This is a genomic window from Enterococcus sp. FR204 (assembly GCF_031143325.1).
Classification (GTDB): Bacteria; Bacillota; Bacilli; order Lactobacillales; family Enterococcaceae; genus Enterococcus_B; species Enterococcus_B faecium.
The window spans coordinates 1-18159 of record NZ_JAKZIW010000042.1 but is presented as its reverse complement, the minus strand read 5'-3'; the positions used below and the strand labels follow the sequence as shown (position 1 = coordinate 18159).

Below are 18159 nucleotides of genomic sequence, written 5' to 3'. Positions count from 1 at the left end.
CAAGACTTTTGTCACAGTCCTTTTTCATTTAAAAAAATGTTTACTTCATTTGACGTATATTATTGGTGAGGCTTCAATTCATTTGGCTTCACTTTTTCTGTTTCTCTTATGATATAAACAGGACGCTGTTTCGTTTCTAAGAAGATTTTCCCGATATATTTCCCGATGATTCCAAGACATAGCAATTGGATTCCACCAATGAACAGGAAGATCGAGACCATGGAAGGCCATCCTGATGTAGGATCACCAAACAACAATGCCCGCAAAATAATGAACAAAATTGCAATACCAGAACCGACACAAGACAAAGCGCCGATAAATGAAGCAATCGTTAACGGTGCATCCGAGAAGTTCACGATACCATCAATCGAGTAGTTGAATAATTTCCAGAAGGACCAAGATGTTTCGCCAGCCACACGTTCGCGGTTTTCATAAGAAATATATTCTGTTTTAAACCCGACCCAGCTAAATAATCCTTTTGAAAATCGGTTGTATTCTGTTAATTCTAGGACGGCATCCACCATTTGACGAGTCATCAAGCGGAAATCACGAGCGCCATCGACCATTTCTGTATCGCTGATTTTATTGATCAACTGGTAGAATTTTTTCGCAAAGAAACTGCGTATCGCAGGCTCGCCTTCACGAGTCGAACGCCGGGTGCCGACACAATCGATATCAGAAGTAGTGATCCGGTTGATCATCTCAGGAAGCAGTTCGGGCGGATCTTGCAGATCAACATCCATCACGGTCACTAAATCACCTGTAGAAGCTTGCAATCCAGCGTATAGAGCCGCTTCTTTCCCAAAATTTCTGGAAAATGAGACAAAGCGGACATAAGGATAAGCTGAGGCTAGCTTCTTGATTGCTGCTAACGTACCGTCTTTTGATCCGTCGTCAATAAACAAATATTCGAACTCATGGGCACCTTTGAATTTTTCAACCTCATCAAAAAAAAGAGGAACAGTTTTTTCTTCATTAAAACATGGGACAACAATTGATACTTTCATCGTTTCTATCCTTTCAATCGTATGTTTATATATGGTTTACATTCAAAATTTAATAAACCTTAAATAACACCTTTAAAATTTGATTTTACGTAAAAGAACAGGTATTCTTTTTGTAAACTAACGTATTTAGTTTACCATGTTTCCTCGGTTTATCAAACTTTTAAGAACAATTTTTATTAGTTGGCAAGTAGTTTTGGATAGAGAAAAGGGAGGAAGTTCCAGTCTATTGACTAGGAGCAAACAAAATGAAAATACACACACCTATCGGCTTTTTATGGTTAGATGCAGATGAATCCGGATTGACTGCTGTATCTTTTCAGCCAATTTCAGAAAGCGAATCAGCGAATCAGCAAATTTTAACGCGCACACAAGAACAGTTTGAAGAATATTTTGCGGGAAAAAGAAAAGAATTTGATGTTCCTTTATCTATAAAGAGAGGTACGCCTTTTCAGCAAAATGTCTGGAAAGCTTTGTCGACCATTCCTTATGGAGAAATCCGAACGTATAAAGAAGTAGCCGTTGCTGTTGATAGTCCGAAAGCTGTGCGAGCGATTGGGCAGGCAAATCGAACCAATCCATTGCCAATCGTTATTCCTTGTCATCGAGTGATCGGGCAAAATGGAAAACTGACAGGATATATGGGAAACGCAATAGATGGGGTTGAAATCAAACGCCAATTGTTGTTGTTAGAAGGATATCTGCAAAATTAAAAACAGTTGTGATTCGGACATTGTTCCATGCGAGAATCACAACTGTTTTTTCATGTTCATTCTAAACTTTGATCAGCCAAATAAATAGTAAAGCCATCACTGTTTGGAGAAGCCCGACAGCTAATCCATAAGATAAGAAGCGTGTACCTTCTTTCATGAATTTTGCAAAGTCTAAACGCAGACCAATTGCCGCTAAAGCAGTGATTTCAAACCAGCTGCTGATAAAATGTGCCGATTGGTCAATAACTACAGGTAAAGAAAACAAGCTGTTGACCAAACAAAAGATCACAAACCCTAATACATACCAAGGAAGCGGTAATTTTCGTTTTTTCTGCGTATCAGTTGGCGTTTCAAACAGAGCTGGTTGTTTCTTGTGCATGAATTTTTCAAACAGATAGACAACAACAACGAGCATCATAATACGTAGAATCTTAAATAGCATGGCGAATTCGACAACAGAATTGTCAAGTAAGCTTGCCCCAGCGACTACTTGACCAACAGATTGGAGTGTACCACCCAAAAGTGCACTTTTTTCAATGAGATTTCCACCAAACAACTGTAATCCAAGAAAAGGGAGAGTCAACATCATCACAGTACCCAGTAGATTGACTAGTGTGATGATCTGTCCTTTTTCTTCCTCTTTCGCATGGATGGAAGGGGCGATCGAAGCAATAGCAGAAGAACCACAAACAGCGTTTCCTCCAGCCATCATCAAAGAAGAAGTATCGCTGAATTGCAGTTTTTTACCAATCAAGTAAGCACCGATAATAGTGACTGACATTTGCAGTAACACAAAAACAATTCCTTTTACACCAATTTGAGCAATCGTTTGAGCTGTGACAGTTGCACCTAGTAAAAAAACAGAGAATTCTAATAGTTTGCTTTCAGCAAATTTTGTGCCGATTGCTAGAACAGGCTGTTTAAAAAAAGTATTTCCTAATAAAATACCCAATAAAATAGCAATAGTCGCTCCACCTAACTGTGGCAGATAAATAGCAAGAAGCCTGCTGAAGGCAGCGATGGCAAAAGAAAGCAGTAAACCGGGTAAGATTTCGCGGACCGCTGAATCCTTTACAGATTTTATTGGATGTGACAATGATTTCATTTGATCGGTTCCTTTCGTCAATAAATACTAAAAGCATACTCGAACATAGTAGCACTAAACCAGTATTTTGACAAAAGAACAAGAGGTCGTGACAAAAGTCTTGTCACGACCTCTTGTTTCGAATAAACGGTGTTCAAAAGCCAGTTTCTCGGTATTAAGCCAAATTTATGCAAAAATGTGGAAAGCCATTTTCACAAAATTTTTCTTAATACTCGAAACTAAGCGGCTTTTTCACGACCTCTTGGTAAACGGTGTTCCAGAAGTAGCTTCTTCGGAAATAAGCCGAAATTTCACAAAAATTTGAGAAGCAATTTTCGTAAATTCCTTCTTATTTCTTGAAGCTGACCACTTCTTCTACGACCTCTTGGTAAACGGTGTTCAAAAGCTTGCATCTGCGGTAATAAGTCCAACCAATTCAAAAACATGAACAGCTGTTTTTGTTTGGCCGTTCTTATTACTTGATGCAGAACAGCTTTTTCACAACCTATTGAATCGATTATTAAGCGATTTTTTTAGAAACAAATTTTCCATGTTTGCTATGTTCTTTAATTAAGAAACGTACGTAATGTGCAAGAACGTAGAAGACAACTACACTTGCAAACAGACATTCCGCAACTTTTAAGAAATTCAATACGCTACTATAGATACCTAAACTGTTGAAGTAATGAACAGTAGTAAATATAGCTGTTGCAGAGATAACAAGCGGGAATGTAAAGGCTGCATAGCTTGGATAAAAACGAAGCTTGAACAAACGTGGAAGCATAGACAGCACAACGAAATACAATACTTGAGATAAAGCGAACAATGCTACGACAAGATAAAAATTAGGTTCAGCAAAGTTTTTAAGATAACCTGTTAGGCAAAGAGAACCAGGTGCTGCAACGATCGTAATCAGCGGACGTGTCGGATGAGCCATATTTCTTACGAAAAAGACACGTTTGATGATGATCGGCAATAAGAACGCATAGCAGATCAATGAAATCCAAAAGAAAATTTTTCCAATAAGCGGGAAGAAGTTCCCGGCAGTTACAGTGATGACCCCAAATCCAACGTAAATGATAAACCAGCTTGGATAAATTGCTTCAATTGAAAGATCAGCTTTGATAACATGGTGATAATTGAAATAAAAGACAAGGATCACTTGGAAGATAACAGCGCACAGCCAAATGAATTTGACAATTGGTGCAATACTTTCATATGAAACAAAATAAGTACAAATAACCATGAGTGACATCGTAAAAGTTGGTGAAACGGAGGCGATGATTGGATCATGCAACGTTTGTTTCGTGTGTTCGAATAAGATAAACAATTTAACAAAAATGAATATCATAAGAATCATAGAGATACCGCCAGTTAGATTGCCTAAAGCAACATGGTGATAGTCTTTAAACAGATTTCCAAGGGAAGCTAACCCAAGGATCAACCCGCAGATCGGGATCGGAATAATTTTCAAAAAGTTCTTCATATATAATATTCTCCTTTTTATTTAATAGATTTTAGTACCAAGATGAACGAATACATTGTAAAATGAATAGGAATGTATGATTACGAGCAAGCAGACAGCTGATTGTCTTCATCTAAGTTACTAGTTGGATCAGCAACTGTTTTGTTGTACATTTCTATTATAGATGGTTTTTTGTATATTTAAATCAAATAGTTTTTATAGTAATTATCATAAAAAGTTATGGAAGTGGTGCCATGTTTAAGTTATTAACGACTTTTCGAGCAGTATATGAAACAAGAAATTTTTCCAGAGCAGCAGAAGTACTGTTTTTATCTCAACCAGCAGTCTCGAATCAAATCAAACAGTTGGAGCGGGAATTGAATATCGATCTTTTTCAACGTAACGGAAGAAAAGAGATGCTTCCAACTAAGCAAGCCGACTTATTATATGAACGGACACTGGTTTTGTTAGAAGAATGGGAAGAAACTCAGCAAAAATTGCTCAATGAACAAAATGAAGAAGAAGTATGTCGGATCGTTGCTTCCCACACCTTTGCTGTCTATCTTTTGCCTCAGTTGATGAAACATCTGATCAAAAGGTTTCCTAAAGTGCATTTTGAGATCGAAATCGCGAATTCTCATGAATCATTAGAACAAGTAGCGAAACATGAATCCGATTTTGGTTTTATCGAAAAGCCATTAGAGACTTCCGGCGTACAAAGATACTCTTTGATGGAAGACCAGCTAGTCATCGCTGGGGACCCAAAAAGCAAATTGTGGCTTGTAAGAGAAGCAAACTCTGGTGTTTTTCATTACACGCAGCGTTATTTTGAAGAGATGAATATCCAAGATAAGAAGATGATCGTGAAAAGTAACGATGTAATTGTTGCGTTGCTGAAGGAAGGAATCGGTCGCTCGATTTTGTCTAAGCGCTCTGTTCCAGAAAATGTGCCAATGACTCCGTTGAATTTCCATCGGTATTTTTATTTCATCCAACGAACCAATCTGGTTTCTGATCAGCTGCTAGAGATTGCCGAAGAGATCCTTCGATACAATGAAAGCACAGAAACTTCTCACAGCGAGGAGAATCTCAGCTGGTAGATAATTGCATGTATCAAAAAAAGTTCTATGATACACTAAAGATAAGCAGTAGGCTTTTGTACTGCATTTGCTCAAGCAACTGCACAAACGGAAAGTTAATTTTTCCCAAATGTCTATGGAAAGACTTTCCATTATCTAACTGGACCGCTATAATAATCAGCAGTATGGTTTTTAAGAAAAGGGATGAAACATGGAAAAAAAATTAAAAGGTTCGAACGATAATCGTATTGATTATGGCGTGATTTTACCAGTCTTTCTGTTATGTTTGATTGGTCTGCTCTCATTATATGTAGCACTTAGCCATGATCCGAACAATCCAGCAGTCTTGAAAGGCGTAGGGATGCAAGTTGTGTGGTATTTAGTTGGAGCGGCAGCAATCGTTGTCATCATGCATTTGAATTCCAAATGGATCTGGAAACTGACTCCTTACCTTTATGGTTTGGGGTTAGTGGTAATGGGACTCTTGCTCAAATTCTATGATCAGAATTTAGCTGCTTCAACAGGGTCTAAAAACTGGTTTCGATTCGGTGCGTTTACTTTCCAGCCAGCAGAGTTGATGAAGATTGCGTACATCTTGATGATGGCACTGATCGTAACTAAACATAATACGCAAGTAAAAGAACGGACGATGAAATCGGACTTTTGGCTGATTGGGAAGCTCTTGATCGTGACAATACCGGTTTTAGCATTGATCATGGCCCAAGATGACTTTGGAACGATGCTTGTCTTTCTTGCGATCTTTGGCGGGATTTTCTTGATGTCTGGAATCTCTTGGCGCATCATCGCACCTGTAGTAATCTTGGCAGTAGTCGTTGGAGCAGGAACGATCTTCTTGGTTACGACTGAAGGCGGAAGAGACTTGCTTTACAAAGTTGGCTTCAAATCTTATCAGTTTGCACGTATTGATTCATGGCTGGACCCTTTCCATGATACGTCAGGAATGAGTTATCAGCCGGCCCAAGGACTTTTGGCAATTGGTACCGGTGGCTTGTTTGGTAAAGGATTCAACGTAAGCAATATTTATGTGCCTGTTCGTGAGTCCGATATGATTTTTACCGTTATCGGTGAAAACTTCGGCTTTATCGGTGGTGCATTCGTCATTTTCTTGTATTTTATTTTAATCTATCGTATGATTCGGGTGTGTTTCGATACGAATAATGAATTTTACGCCTATATCGCAAGCGGTTTGATCATGATGCTGCTGTTCCATGTCTTTGAGAATATTGGAGCAAATATCGGATTACTTCCTTTAACAGGGATCCCATTGCCTTTCATTAGCCAAGGAGGATCTTCGATTTTAGGGAACATGATCGGTATCGGGTTGATATTATCGATGAGATACCAAAATGAAGCACCTGCAAGATCTTCAAGGAGGTAAGAAAATTGTACACCTTTTACTGGTACCCGAAATGTTCAACATGCAAAAAAGCCAAAGCGTGGTTAGACCAGCATGGCGTTAGTTATCAAACTGTTGATATGATCAAAGAAGTACCGAAGGCCTCAACGATTGAGACTTGGCTAGAAACGAGTCAAGTACCAATCCGTCGCCTGTTCAACACAAGCGGGATGAAATATCGGGAACTTGGACTGAAAGATCAAGTAGGCGAGTTTACGACTTCAAAAGCAAGCCAAGTCTTATCGACAGATGGCATGCTGATCAAGCGGCCGCTGATCGTACGAGAGGACCAGCTTGTTGCAATTGGATTCAATGAAAAAATTTATGAAGGAGAACTGATATAAAATGGCAGGCAAGCATTTGAAGAAAAAGGACAACCTTTGGATCTTATTTAATGGAAAAGAATACTGTGTTGGTTTGACAAATGAAGCGCAAGAAGAACTTGGAGACATCACGTTTGCCAATCTGCCAAAAGCAGGACAATCGCTAAAAAAAGATGAACCTCTGATCGAAGTTGAAGCGGAAAAAGCGGTCAATGAATTTGCCAGCCCGCTAACGGGTACAGTTTCTTCTGTTAATGATAAAATCGGTGAAGATATCAATATCTTGAATGATTCAGATGAAATGAATGCGTGGATCTTAAGTTTCAAAGATGTTGATCCAAAAGAATTTGACGAATTATAAAATCAGAAAATCACTTGAAAAAAGTTGACACTGATTCTTCCAGTTGCTATAATCATAAGCAATCCTATATGAAACGAGAAAGCTTTGAAAAGAAGAGTACATGTCACGGACGTTTGAAGAGAGCCCTGTTTGCTGAAAATGGGTAACGAAAATGAGATGGAAGATGGTCTTAGAGCAGAGTAAGCGAGCGTAAGCAAACTTACTACGGGAGTGCCCGTTACAGCGCGACAGTATACGGAAAGAAGCTAAGTCCAAGTACTGGAAGAGGCTGTTATTGCGAAGTAACGGTAAATCAAGGTGGTAACACGGAAGTTCAAGCTTTCGTCCTTTTGCTTAAGGCAAGAGGGCGAAGGCTTTTTTGTTTGAAAAATCATAAGAGAAAGATGTGAATGGCATGTCATTAATCCAACTAACGAATGTCAAAAAGACATTCAATGGGAAAAACGGAAACATCCAAGCCGTCAATGACGTTTCACTAAACGTTGAAAAAGGGGATATTTATGGAATCGTCGGCTATTCTGGCGCAGGAAAAAGTACATTAGTCCGTCTCCTGAATGGACTTGAGCTTCCCACGAGCGGCGAAGTGATCGTAAACGATCAAGATATTACAAAATTAAAAAACAAAGAATTACGTACATTCCGAAAGAAAATCGGTATGATCTTCCAGCATTTCAACCTGTTATGGTCAAGAACTGTACTTGAAAATATCCAGCTGCCGCTGGAATTAGCTGGCGTACCAAAGAGCAAACGTAAAGAACGGGCAGAAGAACTGTTGCGTTTAGTCGGGTTAGAAGGACGCGGACAAGCATATCCTTCACAACTTTCTGGCGGACAGAAACAACGCGTCGGTATCGCACGAGCATTGGCAAATGATCCTGAGATCCTGCTTTGTGATGAGGCTACTAGCGCATTGGACCCGCAAACAACAGAAGAAGTATTAGACTTATTGTTAGCGATCAATAAGAAATTGAATTTGACCATCGTCTTGATCACACATGAAATGAATGTGATCCGCAAAATCTGCAACAAAGTCGCTGTGATGGAGTTGGGGAAAGTCGTAGAAGAAGGAGACGTATTGACTGTCTTCAGACAACCGAAAAAAGAAGTAACCAAACGCTTTGTACAACAAGACATCGAACCAGAAGCTGATTCGACAGAACTATTAGCTGAACTCATCAAAAAAAATCCAAGCGGCCGTTTGGCAACTTTGACCTTTAGCGAAAGAAATGCCAACGAGCCAGTCATTTCCCAAGCGATTCGACGCTATAACATCGATGTCAACGTTGTGTATGGAAAGATCAAACAAGTGAAAGAAGGTTCCTTTGGTTCATTGACTGTCTTGATGACTGGTGAAACCAAAGAATTAGATCAAGCAGAAGTGTTCATCAAAGAACAAGGAGTAGGAATTGAGGTGATCCATCGTGGATAAAAGCTTTTCAGAAACATATCTAGATTTTAAACAAATCAACCCGGAAACGATGAATCAGGCTATCCTTGATACACTATATATGACATTAATCTCAATGGTCTTAGTGACGATCATCGGATTAGTTTTGGGATTGATCCTTTACTCTATTGGACGCAAAAACAAACCGTATGCTCGAATCATTTATGGAATCGTATCGATCATCAGTAATATTTTCCGGTCAACGCCATTTATGATCCTGATGGTTTTGATCATTCCATTTACTAAAGCAATCGTAGGCACTATGCTAGGTGCGCAAGCAGCCATTCCAGCTCTTGTTTTATCCGCAGCACCATTTTATGCCCGTCTAGTAGAGATTGCTTTTCGTGAAGTCAGCCCTGGTGTACTGGAAGCAGCAGATGCAATGGGAGCAAGTTACTGGGAAATCATCTGGAAGGTCTTGATACCTGAAAGTATTCCCGCATTGATTTCTGGATTAACAGTTACAACGATCTCGATGATCGGATTTACTGCGATGGCCGGCGCGATCGGCGCAGGTGGACTTGGAGGTCTTGCTTGGCAGGAAGGCTACCAGCGTGGTAATCTGACAGTGACATTCGTTGCGACTTTAATTATTTTACTAATCGTATTTATCGTTCAAGGAATCGGTGATTTCTTAACTAAGAAAACAGACAAAAGATAATAGGATATAGGGGGATGTAGGATATGAAAAAGAAAATTTTTGGATTTGCAGCAGCGCTTTTGCTGACTGTAGGATTAGCAGCATGCGGTAACAACAGCGACAGCAAAGATTCAGCAAATAAAGCAGACGACACGACATTGAAAGTCGGCGCTTCACCGACACCGCACGCAGAGATTTTGGAACATGTGAAACCATTATTGAAAGATGAAGGAATCGATCTTGAAATCGTCAAATTCGATGACTATGTATTACCGAACCAATCTTTGGAAGAAGGCGACATTGATGCCAATTACTTCCAGCATATTCCTTATTTGAACAAAGAAATCAAAGAAAAAGGATATGACTTTGTCAATGCCGGTGCTGTCCACATCGAACCAATGGGCTTGTACTCTAAAAAAGTCAAAGATGTTTCCGAATTAAAAGATGGTGCAACAATCATTACTTCAAATTCTGAATCAGACTGGGGACGCATCATCACAATTCTACAAGATGCTGGCTTAGTCAAAGTCAAAGATGGAGTAGATCTGGAAACAGCAACATTCGATGATATTGAAGAAAACCCTAAGAACTTGAAGTTCAACCATACGATCGACCCATCACTTTTAGCTTCTACGTACCAAAATGATGAAGGTGACCTAGTTGCAATCAACGCAAACTTCGCTTACGGCGCAGGGTTGAATCCATTAGAAGATGCCGTATTGCTTGAAAAGGACAACTCTCCTTACGTGAATATTATTGCGACTCGTAAAGGTGATGAAGACAGTGACAAAATCAAAAAACTGATTGAAGTGCTTCACCGCAAAGAAGTCCAAGAATGGATCACAGACAAATGGGGCGGCTCTGTTAAACCAGTAAAGGCTGATGCAAAATAAGGTATGGAACAAAAAAGATGAGAAATAAGTCTGTAATGGCTTATTTCTCATCTTTTTTATACCTATTCTAATTTAGAAATCAAAATTGTTTAATAATAAATAAAAGATATTTGATTTTAGTAAGGAAGGTCATTGCGCTTCATTCTCAATTAGTCTAAAATGAGTGAGAACGAAAGAGAATTTGGGGGTATAATGCATGTCTGTCTTAGAAATAAAAAATCTACATGTGTCGATCGAGGAAAAAGAAATCCTTAAAGGCGTAAACCTAACAATGAAAACCGGAGAAATTCATGCCATCATGGGACCTAACGGCACAGGAAAATCTACCTTATCTGCCGCTATCATGGGCAATCCAAACTATGAAGTAACAGAAGGCGAAATTTTGTTTGACGGGAAAAATGTTTTAGACTTGGAAGTAGATGAACGTGCGCGACTTGGCTTATTTTTAGCTATGCAATATCCAAGTGAGATACCAGGTATCACGAATGCGGAATTCATGCGTGCAGCGATCAATGCGAAACGTGATGAAAACGACAAAATTTCTGTTATGGCATTTTTGAAAAAGTTAGATGAAAAAATGGCTTTACTAAATATGCCAGAAGAAATGGCTGAACGTTATCTGAACGAAGGTTTTTCTGGCGGAGAAAAGAAACGGAATGAGATCCTGCAATTGTTGATGTTAGAACCAACATTTGCAATTTTAGACGAAATCGATTCAGGTCTGGATATCGATGCTTTGAAAGTCGTTGCTAAAGGAGTAAATGAAATGCGCGGAGACAATTTCGGTGCATTGATCATCACCCACTATCAACGATTATTGAACTATATCACACCTGATGTCGTTCACATCATGATGGAAGGCCGAGTAGTCATGACAGGGAATGCTGACCTAGCTAAACGTCTGGAAGCAGAAGGCTACGCTGGTATCAGTAAAGAATTAGGAATCGACTATAAAGAAGAAGAAGCGTAAGGGGGAGCAAGAATGAAAGAAAAAAACTGGCTCGATTATCTTGACGCGGTAAATGATTTTTCTTTAAGTAAAGGCGAACCTGATTGGATGAGAACCTTCCGTCAAGACGCACTAGCGAAAGCAGATGAACTGCCATTGCCGCATATCGATCGGGTGAAATTCCATCGCTGGTCGTTATTTGATGTGAAAGAAACACAAACCATCAGTGAAACAGGCACGATTCCGGCATTTGATGCAATGAAAGACAATCCTGTGCTTGTCCAACAAGGTTCATGGACGATTTTTGAACAACTGCCTGTGGAATTAGCAGAAAAAGGAGTCATTTTTACCGACTTGTTCACTGCAATGATCGAATATCCAGAACTAGTCCAAGAATATTATATGAAAAAAGCAGTAAACATGAACGAAGACCAATTGACTGCACTCCATGTAGCTTTTATGAACAGCGGTATTTTCCTGTATGTGCCTAAAAATGTCGTGATCGATGAACCACTCGAGTCCTTATTCATTCAAGATGGCGCATCCGATGAGCACTTCTTCAAGCATGTGTTGATCGTGGCAGATGAACATAGTGAATTTTCTTATCTGGAACGTTTCCAGACAACCAAAGAACAAGTAGCAAAATCATCAGGTAATATCATCGTGGAAGTCATCGCTAAAGCTGGTTCAAAAATCAAATATTCAGCCGTAGATCAATTAGGAGAAAATATTACTTCTTATATGAATCGCCGTGGGCACATTTTACGAGATGCTTCTGTCGACTGGGCAATTGGTGTCATGAATGACGGTCATGTGATCGCTGACTTTGACTCAGATTTAGCAGGAGAAGGTGCACACGCAGAAGTCAAAATCGTGGCAATCAGCTCGGGCAGACAAATCCAAGGAATCGATACGCGAGTAACCAATAAAGCCCCTCATACGATCGGGCATATTTTGCAACACGGAGTGATCCGAGAAAAAGGAACATTGACCTTTAATGGTATCGGCCACATCTTGAAAGGGGCAAAAGGTGCAGATGCCCAACAAGAAAGTCGTGTCTTGATGCTTTCTGATAAAGCACGTGGTGATGCGAATCCTATTCTTTTGATCGATGAAAACGAAGTAACTGCTGGACATGCTGCCAGTGTAGGACGAGTTGATCCAGAAGAAATGTACTATCTGATGAGTCGAGGATTGCATAAAGAAGAAGCAGAGCGCTTAGTGATTCGAGGATTCCTCGGTTCTGTCTTAACAGCAATCCCTGTAGAACAAGTTCGGAAAGAATTAGTCGAAGTAATCGAAGGGAAGTTGAATGGATGATCGATGCTAAAAAGCTACGCAATGATTTTCCTATCTTATTTCAAGACGTCAATGATGAACCTTTAGTTTATCTGGATAATGCAGCGACGACCCAAAAGCCAAAACAAGTACTCCAGGCATTAGCGCACTATTACGAACACGATAACGCCAATGTTCATCGCGGTGTCCATACGTTAGCAGAACGCGCGACCCATGATTATGAACAAGCAAGAGAAAAAGTACGGGCGTTCATCCATGCAAAAGAAACAGCAGAAGTGCTGTTTACTCGTGGTACGACGACAAGCTTGAATTGGGTAGCCAGAAGCTTCGGCGACCGCTATATCAAAGCAGGAGACGAGATAGTGCTCTCTTACATGGAACATCATTCTAATGTTATCCCGTGGCAGCAGTTGGCAAAACGAACAGGTGCTGTCTTGAAATATATCGAACTAACAGAAGAAGGCTTCCTGGATATGGAGGATGCAGCGAAAAAGATTACGGACAAAACCAAAATCGTCTCCATTGCTCATGTATCCAATGTCTTAGGTGTCATCAATCCTGTTCAAGAATTAGCTGAACTTGTCCATGAAAACGGCGGGGTCATCGTAGTAGATGGTGCTCAATCTGCCCCGCACATGGCCATTGATGTCCAAGCACTAGACTGTGATTTCTTTGCTTTCAGCGGACACAAAATGTGCGGACCAACAGGTATTGGTGCTTTATATGGTAAAAGAAAATGGTTAGAAGAAATGGAACCTGTTGAATTTGGTGGCGAAATGATCGATTTTGTCGAATTATACGACAGTACATGGAAAGAACTACCTTGGAAATTCGAAGCAGGGACACCAAATATCGCCGGTGCTATCGCATTAGGCCATGCAATCGATTATTTGCAAGAACTCGGCATGGACAATATCCATCGATATGAAGAAGAACTAGCCGCTTATGTGTTGCCAAAATTACAAGCAATTGATGGATTGACTGTTTATGGTCCACAAGACCCGAATTTTCGGACAGGAGTCGTTGCATTCAATTTGGATGGGTTACATCCCCATGATGTCGCGACAGCTTTAGACATAGAAGGGGTAGCCGTCAGAGCAGGTCATCATTGTGCGCAACCGCTATTGAAGTACCTTGAAGTATCAGCGACTGCTCGCGCGAGCTTTTATTTCTACAACACAACGCAAGACGCCGACCGTTTAGTTGAAGCAATCATGGCAACAAAGGAGTTTTTCCAACATGGGACTATCTAAATTAGACAATTTATACCGTCAAGTGATCTTGGATCATTCTTCCCATCCGCATCATCGTGGAAGCTTGACTGACTCGACAAGTAAGATCGAATTGAACAACCCCACATGTGGAGATGTGATCGAATTGCAAGTCGATGTAAAAGACGGAATCATCAAAAATATCGCCTTTGACGGCAGTGGCTGCTCCATCAGTACGGCAAGTGCCTCGATGATGACAGACGCCGTCATCGGAAAATCAATAGAAGAAGCAGAACATTTAACTGTAGACTTTCTACAGCTTGTCCAAGGAAAAGAAGTCAAAGATCCCGACCAATTAGGCGATGCTGCTATGCTTGGTGGTGTAGCTAAATTTCCAGCTCGGATCAAATGTGCGACACTTGCCTGGAAAGCACTAGGAAAAGCAATGGAAAACGATGGTACCGCAGCTTTCCATCATTACCACAAGGAAGAGGAGTGAGAACATGGGCGTACCAGAATTAGAAGAATATAAATTCGGGTTTCACGATGATGTCGAACCGGTTTTCAGTACAGGAGAAGGCTTGACAGAAGAAGTGATCCGTGAGATGTCAAGAATCAAAGGCGAACCAGAATGGATGCTTGAATTCCGTCTGAAATCTCTAGAAACATTTAACAAAATGCCAATGCAAACATGGGGCCCCGACCTTTCAGACATCGATTTCGATGCCATCAAATATTACCAAAAACCAAGTGACAAACCCGCTCGTGACTGGGAAGACGTACCAGAAAAAATCAAAGATACATTTGAAAAGATTGGTATCCCAGAAGCAGAACGAGCTTATCTAGCCGGTGCTTCCGCACAATATGAATCAGAAGTCGTGTACCATAATATGAAAGATGAATTCGAAAAGTTAGGGATCGTCTTTACTGACACTGACTCTGCTTTGAAAGAATACCCTGAATTATTCAAAGAGTACTTTTCAAAACTTGTACCGCCAACTGACAACAAATTAGCAGCGCTGAATTCAGCCGTATGGTCAGGTGGCACCTTTATTTACGTGCCAAAAGGTGTCAAAGTCGATGTTCCATTACAAACTTACTTCCGGATCAATGCGGAAAACACGGGGCAATTCGAACGTACGCTGATCATCGTTGACGAAGGAGCAAGCATCCACTATGTCGAAGGTTGTACGGCACCTACTTATTCAAGTAACAGCCTGCATGCCGCCATCGTAGAAATCTTTACAAGAAAAGATGCGTATTGCCGTTACACAACGATCCAAAACTGGTCAGACAATGTGTACAACTTAGTAACCAAACGAGCAAAAGCATACGAAGGCGCAACCGTTGAATGGATAGACGGAAACCTAGGTGCAAAAACAACGATGAAATACCCAAGTGTTTACTTAGATGGAAAAGGTGCACGAGGCACCATGCTCTCCATCGCCTTTGCAGGAGCAAACCAAATCCAAGATACGGGTGCAAAAATGATCCACAATGCACCAAATACATCTAGCTCTATCGTCTCTAAATCAATCTCAAAAGACGGCGGAGAAGTAAACTATCGAGGACAAGTAACCTTCGCCAAAAACAGTGCGGGTTCGATCTCTCATATCGAATGTGACACAATCATTATGGACGAATGGTCGAAATCCGATACGATCCCATTCAATGAGATCCACAACAGCCAAGTCTCTTTAGAACACGAAGCCAAAGTCTCAAAAATCTCAGAAGAACAACTCTACTATCTGATGAGCCGAGGCCTGACCGAATCTGAAGCAACTGAAATGATCGTCATGGGCTTTGTTGAACCATTCACCAAAGAACTTCCAATGGAATATGCAGTCGAACTCAACCGATTGATCAGTTATGAGATGGAAGGGTCTGTGGGGTAATACTTAAATAAAGGCTAGGAACCTTGATGTTATCAGGTTCCTAGCCTTTTTATAATAAAATGAAGCGAAAATAATTTCTTTTAAAGAGCCAAGATTATCAGCTATATAAGAGTGAATTTGATGCAAAAAACAGAGCCGAAACAGTCTTGGTGTTCGTAGCTCTGCTTATATGTTTCGAATTTAAGACAAAGAGTTGGCAAAAGATGTTGATAAGGAAGATAAGATAACTGTGTTATATAAACTAGGTAACTAACTGTAACAAGCTAATTTTAAGAGATTCTTATTAGAAGACGTTTAGGAATATAACTAAGAAAATGATTATACAGGTAATTGTCATTTCAATAATGTTTTCTAATTTTCGCGTCTTTGTTTTAAGAAAAAGGCCAGAATCAGTTGAAAAAAAGTTGGTACGATAGTGAAGAGGGGCAAAATTTCCTACTAATATTCCCACTAACAAGAGATAAAATGGCCAGTTTGGTGTGATTCCTCTATAAAAAATGCCCATGCTACCGAAATCCCATAGATTAACAACTGAACAATTTTTACAATGAAAAAATTTTTTTGCCATTACTCAAAGTCTCTTCCTCCTTGTATCGTTTATTTGTTTCATTTTATCATTATGATAGGCGCTTGAACAATCCATTTTGTATTTTATTGAGTACTCTTGGATAAACTACCAGCGATTATCATATTTATTTATGTTACTGTAAGCCATCATATAAAAGTAAATGAGCAGATCATAGAAATATAAAAAAGAACTAAAATTGATCTAAATTATGTGCAGCTTGACTACGTACCAATCTATATTACTTACTAGATTGGTCGTTAATCTATTCGGATCGAATGAGCAAAATATTTTTGTGAATGTCCATCCTTGATTATGATTCCAAAAAGAATCATTGGGAGGCTGTGGCGTAAATATTATACTATAAGCCAGAAATACCTATCATTCTGAACTTTTTTATTTAGGAACTTTCATCTCAAGGCTTTTTCAATTAATTTGTACCCCTGTTTTTTGGATAAGATCATGTGCATTGATTTTTTCTATCTCTACGTTCATCTCCTACTTAATGCCTATCTGGCTCCTGAGGGCTTCTTTTTAAGGCATCGTCATAGTCTTTGCTGAGAATTTCTTGGTAATCTGAGGGAATGGCTTCCCAAGTGAGCAGGCGAACGTTCATGACGTGTTTTCCTTTGTGTTTGATTACAGCATGGTTTTTCTCTTTTTCTACCTCTCCAGCGTGAAAAGACAGCCATGTACCATGGCCAAAGATATCATTACATACCCAATGTTCGATGGAATTGTCCACGTATCCTACAGGGAGTGTGGTATAGCCGATTTGTGGTTTCAAAAAAGGATTGAATCGATCAATCGTTTCATTTTTGTATTGATAATTGATAAGAAAAAGATAGACCAAACAAAAGACGAGCAGAAAGAAAGATAGTGTCTTTTTGAGTGAGAAGGGTTGTTTTGATGAATAAGATTTCTTGATAACAAGAGGTTCGTCTGGCAATGTTGGTTCTATTGATTCGGTAGCTGATTCAATAGAAGGAAAATCAATCGGCAGACCTAAAGTCTGATGTAAAAGTGACAGCATTTCAAGGTCTGGCATTGTACGAGAATTTTCCCAACTAGAAATCGTTTTATCGGAAACACCAATTTTTTCGCCTAATTCTTTTTGCGTAAGCTTACAATTTCTGCGGTAAGTTCGTATTTTTTCTCCGATGTTCATCTTCTTCTCCTTTCGATTCTACAGTATATAGATTTATTCTACATGACCTATATACTTGATAGATACGTTTTTTTGATGAAAAACGGTATGATTTTATCAAAGAATCATTTAAGTAAGGGAGAGTGGTGATAATCAAAAAAAAGTTCACAGTTTTACTCACAATCATAGTGACCGGTATCATGAGTGGTTTTGCCTTGGTTAGTATAAATAAACAGGTACTCTATCGGACAAATGAATTTTTCCATCAAACAGATACTTATACTCCGATTCGATTGCCACAACATTTTATTGGGCAAGAAGAATATGAGCAGCTAATCATGGTATTTGAAAATGTCTCATCAGAAACTGAGCTTTCTTATATGAAAAAAACAGTAAATGAATCCAATGAAGTAGATACATCTTGGAACTTCAAGATACAGCCAAAGCTTGAAATGACATTGTATTATCAAGGGGATGTCAAATCTTCTCACGAGAAGGTACCTATTCTAATACCTCCTTTCGCGTAACGTCCATTGAAGAATCGATCAAAATAAAAGATTTTGAAGGTGAATTTTTCTTGATGACGAGAGAAAAAGAAGCCTATGAACGGTTCATTTCACTATTTGTGGAACGATTCAATCAAGCATTTCACACTGATTATGCCACT

At 39.6% G+C, this 18159-nt stretch carries 17 protein-coding genes, 1 pseudogene and 1 other annotated feature; of the genes and pseudogenes, 14 read left to right on the top strand and 4 right to left on the bottom strand.

Annotated features, from left to right (window positions below):
* Positions 1–59 precede the first annotated feature (59 nt).
* On the bottom strand, positions 60–1007 hold the full coding sequence (locus RG571_RS09620; RefSeq protein ID WP_002289773.1) for a glycosyltransferase family 2 protein: 948 nt from the start codon (positions 1005–1007) through the stop codon (positions 60–62).
* Between the two features lie 245 nt (positions 1008–1252).
* On the opposite strand from RG571_RS09620, the gene RG571_RS09615 reads away from it, so the two are divergent.
* Positions 1253–1717, top strand: a complete 465-nt coding sequence (locus tag RG571_RS09615; RefSeq protein WP_002298278.1) for a methylated-DNA--[protein]-cysteine S-methyltransferase — start codon at positions 1253–1255, stop codon at positions 1715–1717.
* 61 nt (positions 1718–1778) lie between these two features.
* Here RG571_RS09615 and RG571_RS09610 read toward each other — a convergent pair whose 3' ends face one another.
* Positions 1779–2822 carry a YeiH family protein gene (locus RG571_RS09610; RefSeq protein ID WP_002289776.1) on the bottom strand — a complete coding sequence of 348 codons (1044 nt, stop codon included), beginning with the start codon at positions 2820–2822 and terminating at the stop codon, positions 1779–1781.
* Positions 2823–3321: 499 nt separating this feature from the next.
* Positions 3322–4287, bottom strand: coding sequence for a TDT family transporter (locus tag RG571_RS09605; RefSeq protein ID WP_131774589.1), 966 nt, complete (start codon positions 4285–4287; stop codon positions 3322–3324).
* A gap of 233 nt (positions 4288–4520) precedes the next feature.
* On the opposite strand from RG571_RS09605, the gene RG571_RS09600 reads away from it, so the two are divergent.
* From RG571_RS09600 to sufB, 12 genes are all read left to right on the top strand, one after another.
* Complete coding sequence (locus RG571_RS09600) at positions 4521–5366, top strand: LysR family transcriptional regulator (protein WP_002291186.1); 846 nt, start codon at positions 4521–4523, stop codon at positions 5364–5366.
* A 190-nt stretch (positions 5367–5556) separates the two neighbouring features.
* On the top strand, positions 5557–6744 hold the full coding sequence (locus RG571_RS09595; RefSeq protein WP_002339103.1) for an FtsW/RodA/SpoVE family cell cycle protein: 1188 nt from the start codon (positions 5557–5559) through the stop codon (positions 6742–6744).
* Between the two features lie 5 nt (positions 6745–6749).
* Positions 6750–7106: an arsenate reductase family protein gene (locus RG571_RS09590; protein ID WP_002325873.1), complete on the top strand. Its 357-nt coding sequence runs from the start codon at positions 6750–6752 to the stop codon at positions 7104–7106.
* Position 7107: 1 nt separating this feature from the next.
* Complete coding sequence (locus RG571_RS09585) at positions 7108–7446, top strand: glycine cleavage system protein H (RefSeq protein WP_002291179.1); 339 nt, start codon at positions 7108–7110, stop codon at positions 7444–7446.
* Between the two features lie 75 nt (positions 7447–7521).
* Positions 7522–7778 (top strand) — a binding site (T-box leader).
* A 62-nt stretch (positions 7779–7840) separates the two neighbouring features.
* Positions 7841–8875 (top strand): methionine ABC transporter ATP-binding protein, encoded by a 1035-nt coding sequence (locus RG571_RS09580; RefSeq protein ID WP_002339102.1) that lies wholly within the window; start codon positions 7841–7843, stop codon positions 8873–8875.
* Entirely contained in the window at positions 8868–9554 is a 687-nt protein-coding gene (locus RG571_RS09575; RefSeq protein ID WP_002287674.1) for a methionine ABC transporter permease, read from the top strand. Before RG571_RS09580 ends, RG571_RS09575 begins: the two co-directional genes overlap by 8 nt.
* Before the next feature lie 23 nt (positions 9555–9577).
* On the top strand, positions 9578–10426 hold the full coding sequence (locus RG571_RS09570; RefSeq protein WP_002287678.1) for a MetQ/NlpA family ABC transporter substrate-binding protein: 849 nt from the start codon (positions 9578–9580) through the stop codon (positions 10424–10426).
* 196 nt (positions 10427–10622) lie between these two features.
* The gene (gene sufC / locus RG571_RS09565; RefSeq protein ID WP_002287679.1) at positions 10623–11396 is read left to right on the top strand and encodes a Fe-S cluster assembly ATPase SufC; all 774 of its coding nucleotides are present in this window, start codon (positions 10623–10625) and stop codon (positions 11394–11396) included.
* A 12-nt stretch (positions 11397–11408) separates the two neighbouring features.
* Complete coding sequence (gene sufD / locus RG571_RS09560; protein ID WP_002287681.1) at positions 11409–12695, top strand: Fe-S cluster assembly protein SufD; 1287 nt, start codon at positions 11409–11411, stop codon at positions 12693–12695.
* Positions 12692–13927: a cysteine desulfurase gene (locus tag RG571_RS09555; RefSeq protein WP_308947659.1), complete on the top strand. Its 1236-nt coding sequence runs from the start codon at positions 12692–12694 to the stop codon at positions 13925–13927. Before sufD ends, RG571_RS09555 begins: the two co-directional genes overlap by 4 nt.
* A complete protein-coding gene (gene sufU, locus RG571_RS09550; protein WP_002287684.1) occupies positions 13914–14384 on the top strand; it encodes a Fe-S cluster assembly sulfur transfer protein SufU in 471 nt (156 codons plus the stop codon). The genes RG571_RS09555 and sufU overlap by 14 nt, the downstream gene beginning before the upstream one ends.
* A gap of 4 nt (positions 14385–14388) precedes the next feature.
* A complete protein-coding gene (sufB, locus tag RG571_RS09545) occupies positions 14389–15780 on the top strand; it encodes a Fe-S cluster assembly protein SufB (RefSeq protein ID WP_002287686.1) in 1392 nt (463 codons plus the stop codon).
* Positions 15781–16847: 1067 nt separating this feature from the next.
* Here the strand turns inward: sufB and RG571_RS09540 are convergent.
* Positions 16848–17513, bottom strand: coding sequence for a helix-turn-helix domain-containing protein (locus tag RG571_RS09540; protein ID WP_010726082.1), 666 nt, complete (start codon positions 17511–17513; stop codon positions 16848–16850).
* 125 nt (positions 17514–17638) lie between these two features.
* On the opposite strand from RG571_RS09540, the pseudogene RG571_RS09535 reads away from it, so the two are divergent.
* Positions 17639–18159: pseudogene (locus RG571_RS09535) on the top strand (hypothetical protein); the annotation flags it as partial.